This is a genomic window from Sporocytophaga myxococcoides DSM 11118 (assembly GCF_000426725.1).
GTDB classification, from domain to species: domain Bacteria; phylum Bacteroidota; class Bacteroidia; order Cytophagales; family Cytophagaceae; genus Sporocytophaga; species Sporocytophaga myxococcoides.
The window spans coordinates 770,845-785,323 of the sequence record NZ_KE384560.1; the positions used below are offsets into that span (position 1 = coordinate 770,845).

Genomic DNA, 14,479 nt, shown 5'->3' on the forward strand with positions numbered 1-14,479 from the left:
TAAATATTTAACTTATTCTCCATATATGTTTTTCAATATTTAAATCTATTCAACATATACTTTTAATTTTGGTAATACTGATTTTGGATCCTCGTATTTGTAGTGAATCTTGTCATTATCTTTCACCTTTCTTATCCCTTCAAGAAGTATTCTTTCATTTTCATTTAAGCCTTCTTTAATGACATATATATCCGGCATTTCTGCTGCTATTTCAATTTCTCTTGATTTTACTATATTATCCTTTCCGACAACGTATACATATTTTTTTTCCAAGACTTCAAATGTTGCTTTTTGAGGGATCAAAATCGCGTCTTTCATTGGAATAGTCATTTGAATATTACCTGTTTCACCGTGTCTTAGCAATGCTTTTGGGTTAGGAAATGTAGCTCTGAAAGGAATAGTACCTGTTTCATTGTTAAAATCAGCCTCAATCGTTTTAACTGTTCCAGGATATTCGAACAGCTTGTTGTTGGCCATTAATAAGTTTACTTTCAGTAAGTTTTCTGTTGTCGTATTGGATTTATAATCCAGATACTCCGCTTCAGGAACATTAAAATAAATCCACATTTGAGTGTTATCAGAAATTGTAGTAAGCATATCTCCCTCGTCAAGGAGACTACCTTGTCTTACATAAAAGTGGTCCATTATGCCATCAAAAGGAGCCCTGATATCTGTAAATCCCAGATGAACGTTTGCTAATGATAATTCAGCTTTTGCCTTTGCTAATTTTGCCTTTGCTAAAGCAAGTTCATTTGGAGATACAATATTGCTGTCTGCAAGTCTTTTGGTATTTTGGTATTCGATTTCTGCAAATTCAACCTCAGCTTGTGCTTTTTGCTGTTCGGCCTGGTATTGGGTAGGCATGATCTGAAACATCCGTTGACCTTTTTTAACAAATTGGCCTTCATCAACTAAAATATTCTGGAGATAACCTTTCTCCAGAGCTCTTAATTCAATATGTTGAATAGACCGGATCTGGCATACATAATCTCGTGTGATCAAGGTGTCCTTTTTCAATGGACTGGTAACCAAAAACTTGGTTTCTTCTTCCTTTTCTTTTTTGTGTGATTCGCAGCTTGCAAAGAACAAGGCACTTATACTAATAAGTATGAGCAATCTCTTCATTGTTAATTTATCTTTATTTTCTTTTTGAAAAATTAGGATAACATCCTGAAGGAAATTTGAAGACAGTAAAAACCATTAAGAAAATTTCCTTAGAAGAAAGGGAGATTTACCCCTAAAATGATGCGGTAAATAGGGGGAATATTCTGATTTTTTTAAAGAAAAAAATCAATTGGCAGATGTGAAAAATAGTATTATAGATGTAAAGTTTTAATAAAGAGGGTATTAATAATGGCCCTTTATTTCGCAGTGAAAGTAGGGCAACATCCTGAAGGAAATTTGAAGACAGTAAAAACCATTAAATAAAAAATCAGAAAATTTCCTTAGATGAAATAAAAGTTTACACTTAAGATGACTGAAAAGATTGGGAACGCCGTTTTGATTTTTTTTTGAAAATAAATTGTTGACGAAAAATGAGAATTGCATGATCTAAAAAAGGAGATTAAGTATCTGTTCTATTCTAAATATTGCATAATTCAAATGATTTTTTGATTTAAGTGAAAGAAATATTGTTAAGATGTTGATTAGGAATTAAAAATCATAGAAGTAAAAAATCAAATCATATAAAAAATTGGCAAGAGCAAGAAAGGATCTAGTAGAACTTTCTTGCTCTTGCCTTAAATATTAGTTTAGAGAGTATCTTAATGTAACTCCGTAAGTTCTAGGGTCTCCAAGAACACCTGCATATTGACCGGCATTACCAGCAGCTGGTAAAAGTTGTTCAAAGTAGTCTTTATCCAGTATGTTACGTCCCCATACAAAGAACGTTAATCCGCTGGTTGCTTTGAATCCAAGTCTTGCATTTAGTAAAGAGTAACCATCTATATTCAAATAAGCTGAAGGAGAAGCGCTTGATGAATACTCAGAACGGAAGTAACCATCAACACCAAGGAAGAATTTACCGTTTGAACCTAAGAATTTCCCTTCGTTAGTATTTAATTCACCTCCAACAGAACCTGCCCATTTAGAGATCCCTGGAAGTCTTCCACCAGAAACATCTTTGAATGCATTTGTAGAACCTGTTTCTTCAAGAGGTACTGGAGCATTTTTGAATGATACATATTTACCATCAGTATAAGCTACAGCAGCATTGAAAGCAAGGTTTTGAGAAACTCTTATGCTACCATCCAACTCAATACCCTGAACTCTTACTTTTTCAGCATTTGCAAGGTATCCACGGTTTACACCAACTTCTGCAGTTTGTACCTGAGTCTGGTAATCTTTGATAGAAGTATTGAAAGCAATTAAATTAAGAGTTGTATTAGAAGTAGGATTGGTTTTAATACCAAACTCAACGTGCGTTACATATTCAGGTTTTACTTTAGCAAGGTCTGTTAAAACATCACCATTAGCTGTAGGTAATCCTCCAAGATTTACACCCACTGGCTTATAGCTATTAGAGTACGTTGCGAAAGTATTGATCTGTTTTATTGGTTTATAAGCAAGAGTTACCTGACCTGAAAAGTTAGTGTTCTCAGCTTTTGCATGATAATACTGATCAGTATAAACTACACGTTTAAGAGCAATTAAAGCAGGATCAGTTGTCTGCAATCCACCATATGTCTGACGGTTAAAGTCAACTTCTTTAAAGTCATAGTTATAACGCAGACCAGGTAGTAAGTGTAAGTTTTTAGTTATAGCCCAGTCAAGCTGACCGAATACTGCACCACTGAAAGTATTTAACCATGATTTGGTTTTAATTCCATAACCGTCTAAAAGGCCAGGAGTCTTCCATAAATCACTTGTTGAATTTTGAGAGAATCTCCACTGAGCTGATCCTGATTCTTCAATATGGTATGGATCTGTTTTTAAATTTTGTCCAAGAGCAAACACTCCGATTACACCGCTCAAGCGAGAAGAGAAGTTACCTGCATAACGAATCTCCTGTGACCATTGCTGGTGCTTCGATGTAGCCTGAGATAATCTTAATACCGGAAGACCTGTAAAATCTCTGTCATTAGACGGATCCCAGTTCCAATATCTCCATGCTGTCGTTGAAGTTAAAGTACCATTTCCAAGTTTAATATCCGCATTAAGAGATACACCTCCCAGTTCATTGCCAGAACGCCATGGAGTATCCTGATCTACTTTTCTGTCAAATGGATTTTGACTTGGAAGGGTATAATTTAAATCAGCTATAATTTGATTGAACTGACGATATGCTGCACGTTTGGTTGGAGCGACACCTGCTATAACCTGAGCATAACCTTCAGGGTTTTGTTTAGAAGCATCTCCAGCAAGTGTTAATCTGATATTATCTGTTAGGTTATAAAGTAATTGTACTCTACCTCCTAAGTTATTTAAATCATTGATATACTTCTGACTTTTAACATTGTATATTAATCCGTCACGCTGTGTACCAGAAAAAGAAGCTCTTGCAGCAAGTTTTTTAGTAATTGGACCTGTAACAGATGCTTTTGCCTGAATATAACCATAGTTACCGTAGCTCACTTCGAAGTTAGCACCTGGCTGGAATCTTGGAGCGCGTGTAGTAATGTTAAATGCACCGGCAGTTGTATTTTTCCCGAATAGTGTTCCCTGGGGGCCACGTGAAACTTCAATTTGCTCAATGTCTATAAAATCAAGTGTGGTGGCAGCCGGACGAGCATAGTATACACCGTCTACATAAAATCCAACACCCGGATCAATACCGTCATTTGTAAGACCGAATGTAGAACCAAGGCCTCGGATATTCAGAGTGGTATTTCTAGGGTTAGAAGAATATAATTGTACAGTTGGCACAAGTTCCTTTACACGGTTAACATTAAAAGAGCCAGAATTTTCAACCTGAGATCCACCTACTACAGAGATTGGAATTGGTATTTCCTGAGCAACCTCTTTTCTTCTCCTTGATGTCACAACAACTTCATCCAGGAGCTCATCTATAGCAAGTGATAGATTCAGCGGAGTAGGGGTTTCCGCTGTAATTTGAAGTTCCTGAGTTTTAAAGCCAGTCGCAGAAATTTGCAGGAAGTAAGGTAGCGTTTTAGGAGCTTCTATTGAAAAATTTCCATCTGCATCAGAGGCTGCAGTTGCATTCGTACCTTTTATAAGGATTATAGCACCAGGTAAAGGTAAGCCCTGATTATCTTTTACAGTTCCTTTAAGGTCGTTTTGCGCAAGTGCAAAACTTCCAATAAAGAGGAAGGCAAAAAAGAGTTGTAGTGTTTTAGTCATTGTAAGTTCAAGTTTAAATGTGAAAGTTTCGAAGGTCTTGAAGTTTAGTTTTTTATAAGTCTTTTGATTTAATATTTTAAATATATTATATATACTATATAGAACTAGTAGACAAATGTAGTTCTTTTTTTCATTTCGATAAGTTTATTTGGACAAATATTTTAGGGAAAATTAAAAAAAAATAATTTGTTGAATTTTATATGTCTGAATTATAGCTACTTGAAGATTTGATTTTTTTTTCATCGATGAACTATTTCAGTATGGATTAAAATCTGCCTTAGTTAATAATCCACAAATTTCGCTGCTTATTTGTAAAGATTCTAAATAATGTCTAATCTTACACCTTTATTTGAATTTAGTCTAAATAGATAGTTTATGAGTTTATTGTTTAAAACGGTGCAAAAAAGAGTTATTTTTAGTATTGTAATTATTGTTTTAGGGGTATTATTTTCAATTTCTAGTCGAGGGCAGGTTACTTTCGGAAGTATTTCTGGTATTGTTCAGGATTCTTCGGGAAAGAAGCTTGAGCATGCTGCAGTCACAGTAAAAGGAAGTAACCTTTCTGCCATCACCGATTCAAAAGGATCTTTTACTTTAAATAGTATACCTTCCGGGAATGCTGTGCTAGCGATCCTTAAGGTCGGTTTCAGACCACTTGAAAAATCAATTGAAATAGTTGGAGGTGAAACAAACGTCATTACTAATCTGGTACTTTCAGAAGATATACATGAACTGGATGAAGTAGAAATCATCATTGGAAGGCAGAAATTTGCAAAAGCAGAAAGCGATCAGGTAGCAAGAATGCCACTAAAGAACATGGAAAATCCGCAGGTATATAACGTTGTGGGAAAAGAACTGATGAAGGAACAGGTGGTAATGGAAAGATCTGATATGTATAGAAATATTCCTGGAGCTGTTCCAAACTTTTCAGCAGGTGGATCTCAGGGATTAAACATCAGAGGTTTTTCTAATACCAATGGATTGAGAAACGGCATGGTTACAAGTGCAATCTTTCTTTTGAATCCGATAATTCTGGAGCGCTTAGAGGTTTTAAGAGGGCCTTCGGGAACGCTATTCGGTAGTAACAGAAATACTTCTTTCGGAGGTGTATATAATTACGTAACGAAGAAGCCTTATGAAACACAAGGTGGAGAGTTAACTATGACAGTAGGAAGTTATAATCTTTCAAGAGTTACAGCTGATATAAATACACCTCTTAATGAGAAAAAGAATGTATTGTTCAGATTAAATACTGCGTGGCAATCAGAAGGATCTTTTCAAGATCAGGGGTTTGCAAAGATTTATACCATTGCACCAAGCTTTACTTATAAAGTAAATGATAAACTTGAGTTTATAGTTGACGCTGATTTTACAAGAGGAAATTATACCAACCTTAGCACAGCCATTGGGAATATGACGAATGTAAAGGTAAGAAACTTCAAAGATTTTAAACTACCATATAACCGTTCATTGATAAATAACAGTGCTGATATCGAGAATGGTGTTAATAACGTGCAGGGAAGAATGGAATATAAGTTCTCTGATAAATGGAAATCTCAGACTAACTTCTTATATTCTGAAGGGTATTACAAAGATTTTATCTGGACTACCTTGTCTTATATAACAGATTCAACTGTCATCAGACAGTTTAGAAATCAGACTCCGGAGACTTTCGGTAATATTCAGGCTCAGCAAAATTTTGTAGGTGATTTTAAAATTGGTCCTTTCAGAAATAGAGTAGTAATTGGATTTGATTATAATAAGAACTACAACTCGCTTAACAGGACAGCAATGACTAATTATGATACAATAAATATCAATAAGCCTGTTAAAGATTATAGCGCAGATAAGATCAACGAAATTTCTTCCAAACGTGGGTTCAGCGCTACTACTTTCAAGTCTGAAAGCTTTGGTGCATACATTTCAGATGCTCTGAACTTTACACCTAACTTAATGGTAATGTTAAGTCTGCGTATAGATAAATATTCAACAAAAGGAAACTATGATCTGGCTACAGGCAAATATTCGGGGACTTACGAGCAGGTTTCTTTGTCTCCGAAATTAGGTCTGGTATATCAGCTCGTACAGGACAAAGTTACTTTATTCACAAATTACATGAATGGTTTCGTAAACCTTGGTCCAGTTACTCAGCCAGATAATACAGTATTGGTTCTTAATCCTCAATACGCTAATCAGTTGGAGGCAGGTGTGAAATTTGATGCTATAAAAAATAAATTGGCAGGTAGCATTAGTTTATATGATATATCTGTTAAAAACTCAACTCGTATTGATGTTATCAATGGCAAGAATTTTACGGTGCAGGATGGAACTCAAAGAAGTAAAGGTTACGAACTTGAATTGATAGCTAATCCGGTTAAAGGCTTAAACATTATAGCAGGATATGCCAATAACGAAAACAAATATACCAAAGCTTCTGTTGCAATAGAAAACAAGTATGTAACAGCTAGTCCTAAGCATGTAGGTAATCTTTGGGTAAGCTATACTATTTTTAATGGTGTTCTTGAAGGAGTGGGTTTGGGTCTTGGGGGTAACTATGTTGGTGAATCATGGTTCGAAAGCTCTAACTCTTTTGTACTTCCATCTTATACGCTTTTGAATGCATCAGTATTTTATGAGCGTCCGAAATACAGAATTACTCTTAAAGGGAATAACCTGTTAAACGAACACTATTGGAATCCAACCGGAACTCCTCAGAAACCAATTAACTTCCTGGCAAGTGTCGCATATAAATTCTAAGATCAGTATAAAAAAAATCATTGGTCAAATACATCTCTGGCTCGGATTATTGTCCGGGCTAGTGGTGTTTATACTGGGAATTACTGGCAGTATTTATGCATTTCAGTCAGAATTAAAGGAACTGTTTTATGCTGACAGATATTTTGTAAAAAGTAAAGGCATTAAGCCATTGCCGATAAGTGTTCTTAAAGAAAGTGCACAAAAGGCAATTGGTAACGAATATCCAATTACCTTTCTTCACTACATTCCGGAAACCTCTTATGCATATCGTTTCAGAGCTTCAAAGACAGATGCAGAAGCTTTGACTTACAAAAGTAAAGTACTCTATAATAAAATGGCATTTGTAGATCCATATACTGCAGAAGTTTTGTTTGTGGAAGATACAAAGTGGGAGTTTTTTAATGTTGTAATACAAATTCATTACGACCTCCTTTTGAATAAAGTAGGTCATCAGATTGTTGGATGGAGTACAGTAATTTTTGTTGTGATGTTGATCTCAGGTTTAGTACTTTGGTGGCCCAAGAACAAAGCAGCTTTAAAGCAACGTCTTTATTTCAGATGGAAGAATACTACCAAATGGAAACAGAAGAATTATGACCTGCATAATATCCCTGGATTTTATTCATTGACGCTTGCCTTAATAATATCTCTGACAGGCCTCTGGTTTGCTTTTGAATGGTTCAGGCCACCTGTTAAATTGATTGCTAATGGAGGAAAGCCTTTGATTGAAGAGAAGAAAGTTTTTTCAGACACCACTAAGGCAACTTCGCCAGACATTGTAGATAGTATAGAAAAGAATATCAGAGAAAGGAATATAAAAGGAGAATTTTTTTATATGACTTTTCCGGAAGCCAGAAAAGCTCCGATTGTAATTACGGCTATGCACAACAAAGATAATTTTGTTAAAAGAAGTCAGTATTTTTTTGATAAGAATACGGGGGAAGAATTAAAAAGCAGTCCTTACGAAACTAGGAGCAATGCTGATAAATTTGGATTTATGATATATGACATCCATGTAGGGAAAATAATAGGCCTACCTGGTCAGATACTAGCATTCCTCACAGCCTTGATTGCGGCATCTCTGCCTCTTACCGGAGTAATAATATGGATCGGGAAAAAAGGTAAGAAGGCAGATTCTAAGCAAGAAAAAAAATCAAAAAGAACTGCAGTTTCTGTGTAGACCCAAACTAATTTGAGGAGTAGAGTCTGGGTCTGCTCACAATGACCTTAGTTGTTTTTGTAAGAAAAGCTTCAATAGCATTGTCCCACGAGTCAACCTTTGTCGTTACCAATTCAGGATTTAGTTTTTTTTCTGTTATTAATTTTAAAACCTTTTCAGCATCGGGTCTGGCATTTGCAAGACCAGTTCTGAATGTAACACCTTTACTATACATTTCTATCAAAGGCATTTTCATTTTCTTTAAATATATGCCAGAACTGGATATTAATCCATTTGGCCTGACATACTTTATCGCTTTAAACAATCCCTGTTTATCAGAATTTGCTTCTACTACTATTTCATATTGTTCAGGGATGTTGGAAGAGAATTCATAAATATTGTCAGCTCCGCATCGTTTAGCGAGCTCTAATCGTTCATTACTATAGTCCATATAATCAATTCTTGATGCCCCCATGGCCTTAGCAATCAATACTGTATACAGGCCAATGCTTTTTACTTTTCCTCCGATGACAAGAATACTTTTATCTGGATTTTTTTCAAGCTCAGGTCCTGCATTTCTATATGCATCGGGAATATTGTCACTAAGACTGGCCAGATGAATAGGATCAATATGGTCAGGTATTTTTAAAAGCATTGCGTCTGCATAAGGCACTTTTATCAGATCAGAAATAGCTCCACCAAATTGGAGATGGGTACCAAAGCCATATGTGGATACAGATGGAGTGTTATTGCATGATCCTGTAACTCCATTGTTGCAGTTGATGCAGCTGCCACAAGAAATTTGAAACGGAACAGAGACTACATCTCCCGGCTTGATTGTTGTCACGTGGTCTCCAGTTTCTATTACTTCTGCAATGCACTCATGCCCGAATGGGAACGGGCCTTTGAAAAAATTTTGTCCAAACAACTTGTGAAAATCCTTATCTACTATTCCCAATACTGAGCCGATATTAAGTTTCGTACTCATATTGTTAAAAAGGTAGACATCATCCAGATCACATTTAGCCGCTGCAAAGGGCCTTACAATAGCTTGTAAGCTGGCGTTAATAACAGGAGCTTTTGTTTCCCTCCATTCAAGCTTTTCTTTTTTTATATAGTATAGTTGATTCATATGATGTTCGGAATAAAAGTTTGTAAGTATATATAAATACTCTGATTAATAATAGATTTCTGTAAACATACTGCATAAAAAATGTCAGCGCAGTTTTTCTGCGTAATTCATAATTATAATTATTTAATATTTTTTTCAAAAAAAATATTTGTACGCAAAATGACTGCGTAGTTTAATGTCAATTTTGAATTGTCAATCGGGGATAACAAGAAATACCGATAGAATAATTAAAACGATAAGACGATGCGATTCAATTTTTTAAAAGGAAAAAATGTAGTGGCAAACTACGAAGGAGCTAAAGCATATGAATTAACTCCAGAGATGGAGCTTTATTCAGCAGTTGTAACTGCAGGACTTAGCGATTCATTTTATGAAAGCGGACATGAACGTTTGAAAAGAGTTCAAAATCTCATGCGAAGCAATGATGCAGAGTTTGTCGCTAAGCTAGCTGTTTATGCACGAGCTTCTATGCATATGAGAAGTGTTCCATTGGTACTTGCGGTTGAACTTGCCAAGTATTGCTCAGGTACGGACCTTGTAAGTAAGACTGTAAAAGGAGTAGTACAACGTGCGGATGAGATAACGGAACTTTTAGCTTATTACCAATTGTCAAATGGGAGAACTGGAACTAAAAAGCTGAATAAGCTATCAAAACAATTGCAGAAGGGCTTGTCTGGAGCATTTAACAGTTTTGATGAGTATCAGTTTGCCAAGTATGATCGAGATGGAGAAGTAAAGCTTCGAGATGCTTTGTTTCTGGTGCATCCAAAAGCTAAAGATGATGAGCAACAGAATATTTTCAATAAGATAGCTTCCAAGTCGCTTCAAGTACCATATACATGGGAAACAGAACTATCTGCTTTGGGACAAACAAAGTTTTCTGACGAAAAGGAAAAAGCTTCAGCCTTCAAAGCTAAGTGGGAAGAACTGATTGATAGTGACAAGCTAGGATATATGGCATTGCTTCGAAACCTTCGTAACATCATTCAAGCGGATGTGGACTATGTATATATGCAAAAGGTATGTTCTAAGCTGAGTAATACCCATGCTATTGCAAAATCCAAACAATTTCCGTTCCGATTTCTTGCGGCTTACAGAGAAGTAAAAGAATTGAAGTCTGATTTTGTTGCTATGGTCCTCAGTGCCCTTGAAGATGCTGTTGTGGCTAGCGCTCAGAGTATAAAAGGTTTTGATGAATTGACAAAGGTAGTAGTAGCCTGTGATGTTTCCGGCTCAATGCAAAAGCCTGTTTCTGCCAAAAGCAAAGTATTACTTTATGATATAGGTTTGATGTTAGCAATGTTAATGCAGTTAAAATCCAAAAGAGTAATTTCCGGAATGTTTGGGGATAAATGGAAGATAATCAACATGCCAAACAAAGGAGTGCTTGCCAATGTAGGAGAATTCTACCGAAGAGAAGGAGAAGTTGGATATTCAACCAATGGACACCTTGTTATTGATGATTTGTATCTGAGAAAAATCGTGATGGATAAAATAATGATTTTCACAGACTGTCAACTTTGGAATAGCTCTGGTGGAAGTGGATCTATAGCACGCTCCTGGAAAGACTATAAGAAAATAGCTCCTCAGGCGAAGCTTTATCTCTTTGATTTGGCTGGATATGGAAATGCTCCATTACGTATTGAAGATAATGACGTCTTCCTGATTGCAGGTTGGTCAGACAAAGTGTTTGATGTACTCGAAGCGATAGAGAATGGGGTGTCTGCTATCAGCAAAATCAAAGAGGTGGAGTTATAGATTTTTAGCTTAAAGCTAAAAGTTATAAGTGGCTGGCTATTAATTCTATTTATTGTATTTGAAAATGCTTTTGAATTAAGCATAAATATTATAGTCAAGAAAATCCTTCTCCTGGTGGGGAAGGATTTGTTAAAAGAATTAAAATATTTATATATATTATGATCTTGTAGCTTAAAAGGAAAAGCTGCGGAAAAATCACTAACCGCGGAGTGTAGGGATAGATCTGGTTGCGACTATGCGTTGCAATGAGTAGAGTTTACAGTGCACCGAAATATTTTAAATGAAATATCTTAGGGAAGCGTATTTACAGCCTTACTGCTCGGAAACGAGAATGTGAGTTCGAATCTCACCAGGATTACTTTATGTTGTAAGTAATAAGTATTGATTTGTAAGAAGATTTTTATGCAAGCTTCTCTTTCATGAGAATGCTTTAAGATTGGAAGATAAAAATTGAAATGCCGTAGAATCGGGATACTTCGCTCACTTTGGGGTAGGGTTCTGGCAGCAATGTCAGGAAGAGGTGCAAATCCTCAATAGCGACCCCCACCCTGATTCGTTCTTGCTTTCGGTTTTTAATTAAAGAATTAAGATGTCGTAAATGGGAGATACTTCGTGGTTGACTTTATGGTTTAGCAGGTTCGAACCCTGCATCAGCAGCAATGCTGAATTTGACTCCCATTGAATATTGCTCTTAATAATGAACAGTGCCGTAAGACAGAGATACTTCGAACGATCAATGAAAAATCTCTCTGCCTGAATTATCGCCTGTCTATTTTAAATGAATGAATTCAAAATAATTTAAGCTTTGTACCATTTGCTTTAAGCGTATAAGAATGGTGTCGTAGAGAAGAGTTACTTCGGCTTTTAACCGGTAGGACGTGGGTTCGAATCCCACCAGAGTGACAAAGAATTTAACTCACTCTGTAGCTCAGTGGTAGAGCAACTTTGTACTCTTTTCGAATTATAACCCATTCTTTATTCTTAATTGAAGAGAAACTAAAGGTAAAGTGAATTATTCAATAGTTGAATTATGCAAGAGATAAGATACTTTGAGCTTTGTACTTTCTGCTTTAAGCTTAAAAAAATGGTGCCGTAGAAAAGAGTTACTTCGGCTTTTCACCCGGTAGGACGTGGGTTCGATTCCCATCAAAGAGAATAATAATATTAATCTCTCTGTAGCTCAGTGGTAGAGCAACTTGTACTCTTTTCGAATTGTTGCTCATTTCTTTAATTTAGTAGTAACCTAATAAATGTTCAAATTTAAAAAACTTTAAACTTATTACTTAAAACTTATCACTTTTTAACAGGTGCCGTAGAAAAGAGTTACTTCACTGTAAATGAATTAAAATACTTTTTTCGACTTTAGTCCTGTTGTTTTATATTGGATTTGAAAACAAGAATTTGCCATGCTGGAAGTAATTAAGAAGGAAATTTTAGAAATAGAAAAGAGAGAAAACATCAAGATACTTTATGCTTGCGAATCTGGCAGCAGGGCGTGGGGATTTCCTTCCAGAAATAGTGACTATGATGTGAGATTCATTTATATAAGGTCGAAGGAATGGTATTTGAGTATAGATGATCACAAGGATACATTGGAGTTTCCTATTAATGATCTTTTAGATATAAGTGGTTGGGATATTCGAAAAGCATTAAAGCTTTTTAGATCTTCTAATGCTGTCATCTTTGAATGGCTACAGTCACCAGTTGTTTATAAGGAAGTATCGAACTTTAAAGAGAAGCTGTTCAAACTTTCTGAGGATTATTTTTCTCTTAGAACTGGTATGCATCACTATTTGGGGATGACAATAAATCCCTTTAAAAATGAATTGCAGGGTGATACTGTAAAGATTAAAAAATGCTTATATGCATTGAGGTCATCACTGGCTTGCAGATGGATTAGGGATAAGCAAACAGTTCCTCCGATGGAGTTTGGTGTTTTAAGGGCTTTAATTAAAGATGAGGGGAATATCAATGGCTTAATAGATCAATTGTTGAATCTCAAGAAAGATAGTTATGAAGGTGATACAATTCCTTCCTCTCGTTTGTTGAATCATTTTATTCAGAATGAGATTAGGGAGAGTGAATTATATTCAATGACTCTTGAAAAATCAACAGGATCTACAGAAGTACTGGATGCGATTTTCAGAGAATTGTTAATTGAAAATTTTAAGTAGGAGGTCTGATGAATATTGAATGTGTAAGAAGCAAAAGCAGGATATTGTTAGAATGCATCAGTGGTAGTAAGGCTTATGGTTTGGACCTTCCAACTTCCGATACTGATATTAAAGGTGTTTTTGCTCTTTCGAAAAAAGATTTTTACGGGTTAACTTATACAGATCAGGTAAATAATGAAACCAATGATATTGTCTTCTATGAGTTAAAAAGATTTATTGAATTGCTGGTTAAAAACAATCCTAATCTACTGGACCTTCTTTCATCTCCGGAAGATTGTATCTTATTTAAAGATCCTGTTATGAATCTTATTAAGCCAGAAATGTTTTTATCCAGATTATGCAAGACCACATTTGCAGAGTATGCAATGACTCAGATAAAAAAAGCAAAGGGATTGAACAAAAAGATCAGTAATCCGATGGAGAAAGAACGAAAGTCTGTTCTTGATTTTTGTTATGTAGTAAAAGAACAGGGAGCAATTTCACTGAATGATTGGCTTATAGAGAAAGGATATGATCAGAGTAAATGCGGCCTTGTTAAGATTGCACATATGAATGACATATATGGACTTTATTATGATTTTGACAATACTTTAAAATTGAAAGGTGTTATTCATAAGGAGTTTGCTAATGAAGTTGCATTAAGTTCGGTTCCAAAAGGAATTGAACCAGCAGGGATTTTATCTTTCAATAGAAATGGCTATTCTGTTTATTGCAGACAGTATAAAGAATATTGGGAATGGGTTGGAAAAAGAAACAATGAGCGTTTTGAAAACACTGTTTCTCATGGAAAGAACTATGATGCTAAAAATATGATGCATGTATTCAGATTGCTTGATATGGCTGAAGAAATAGCATTGTATAAAAAAATAATAGTAAGAAGACCAAATAGAGATCATTTATTAAGTATACGCAAGGGTGATTTTATGTATGAAGATCTTGTAAAACAGGCTGAAGAAAAGATTGAATACATTTATTCTGTTTATGAAAAAAGTGATCTTCCTGATGCTCCTGATAAATATAGAGCAGAGAATCTTTTGATTGCTATGCGTGAGAGTTTATATTCCTCATAAAAAGGAATTTTGAAAATTGAAGATCTATTTATTATCTTTGTATCCGAATTTTTAAAACAATGAAACAGCAATCAATCTTTAATATTTTCAAAAGTCTGAAAAGGTCAGGGAACCCTCTGTGCTTTTTCCG

The 14,479-nt window shown here is 35.4% G+C and carries 8 protein-coding genes; 5 read left to right on the forward strand and 3 right to left on the reverse strand.

Annotated features, from left to right (window positions below):
• Positions 1–45: 45 nt before the first annotated feature.
• Complete coding sequence (locus K350_RS0121625; protein WP_028981682.1) at positions 46–1,125, reverse strand: efflux RND transporter periplasmic adaptor subunit; 1,080 nt, start codon at positions 1,123–1,125, stop codon at positions 46–48.
• Between the two features lie 621 nt (positions 1,126–1,746).
• Positions 1,747–4,299 (reverse strand): TonB-dependent receptor, encoded by a 2,553-nt coding sequence (locus K350_RS0121630; RefSeq protein WP_028981683.1) that lies wholly within the window; start codon positions 4,297–4,299, stop codon positions 1,747–1,749.
• A 375-nt stretch (positions 4,300–4,674) separates the two neighbouring features.
• On the opposite strand from K350_RS0121630, the gene K350_RS29880 reads away from it, so the two are divergent.
• Both K350_RS29880 and K350_RS29885 read left to right on the forward strand, forming a co-directional pair.
• Positions 4,675–7,056: a TonB-dependent receptor gene (locus K350_RS29880; RefSeq protein ID WP_051313471.1), complete on the forward strand. Its 2,382-nt coding sequence runs from the start codon at positions 4,675–4,677 to the stop codon at positions 7,054–7,056.
• Positions 7,037–8,236: a PepSY-associated TM helix domain-containing protein gene (locus tag K350_RS29885; protein ID WP_162144200.1), complete on the forward strand. Its 1,200-nt coding sequence runs from the start codon at positions 7,037–7,039 to the stop codon at positions 8,234–8,236. Before K350_RS29880 ends, K350_RS29885 begins: the two co-directional genes overlap by 20 nt.
• Before the next feature lie 7 nt (positions 8,237–8,243).
• On the opposite strand, the gene K350_RS29890 is transcribed toward K350_RS29885, so the two are convergent.
• Positions 8,244–9,347, reverse strand: a complete 1,104-nt coding sequence (locus K350_RS29890) for a zinc-dependent alcohol dehydrogenase (protein ID WP_051313474.1) — start codon at positions 9,345–9,347, stop codon at positions 8,244–8,246.
• 243 nt (positions 9,348–9,590) lie between these two features.
• Between K350_RS29890 and K350_RS0121650 the strand changes: the two genes are divergently transcribed.
• The 3 genes from K350_RS0121650 (at position 9,591) to K350_RS0121660 (ending at position 14,349) form a co-directional block, all read left to right on the forward strand.
• A complete protein-coding gene (locus K350_RS0121650; protein WP_028981684.1) occupies positions 9,591–11,105 on the forward strand; it encodes a TROVE domain-containing protein in 1,515 nt (504 codons plus the stop codon).
• Between the two features lie 1,406 nt (positions 11,106–12,511).
• Positions 12,512–13,279 carry a nucleotidyltransferase domain-containing protein gene (locus K350_RS0121655; RefSeq protein WP_028981685.1) on the forward strand — a complete coding sequence of 256 codons (768 nt, stop codon included), beginning with the start codon at positions 12,512–12,514 and terminating at the stop codon, positions 13,277–13,279.
• Positions 13,280–13,287: 8 nt separating this feature from the next.
• Complete coding sequence (locus K350_RS0121660; RefSeq protein WP_028981686.1) at positions 13,288–14,349, forward strand: DNA polymerase beta superfamily protein; 1,062 nt, start codon at positions 13,288–13,290, stop codon at positions 14,347–14,349.
• Positions 14,350–14,479 lie beyond the last annotated feature (130 nt).

What these genes read in the sequence shown, in the direction of transcription:
- K350_RS0121625 (WP_028981682.1), bottom strand. Translation starts at nt 1,125, where the DNA reads ATGAAGAGATTGCTCATACTTATTAGTATAAGTGCCTTGTTCTTTGCA.
- K350_RS0121660 (WP_028981686.1), top strand. Translation starts at nt 13,288, where the DNA reads ATGAATATTGAATGTGTAAGAAGCAAAAGCAGGATATTGTTAGAATGC.
- K350_RS0121650 (WP_028981684.1), top strand. Translation starts at nt 9,591, where the DNA reads ATGCGATTCAATTTTTTAAAAGGAAAAAATGTAGTGGCAAACTACGAA.
- K350_RS29880 (WP_051313471.1), top strand. Translation starts at nt 4,675, where the DNA reads ATGAGTTTATTGTTTAAAACGGTGCAAAAAAGAGTTATTTTTAGTATT.
- K350_RS0121630 (WP_028981683.1), bottom strand. Translation starts at nt 4,299, where the DNA reads ATGACTAAAACACTACAACTCTTTTTTGCCTTCCTCTTTATTGGAAGT.
- K350_RS0121655 (WP_028981685.1), top strand. Translation starts at nt 12,512, where the DNA reads ATGCTGGAAGTAATTAAGAAGGAAATTTTAGAAATAGAAAAGAGAGAA.
- K350_RS29890 (WP_051313474.1), bottom strand. Translation starts at nt 9,347, where the DNA reads ATGAATCAACTATACTATATAAAAAAAGAAAAGCTTGAATGGAGGGAA.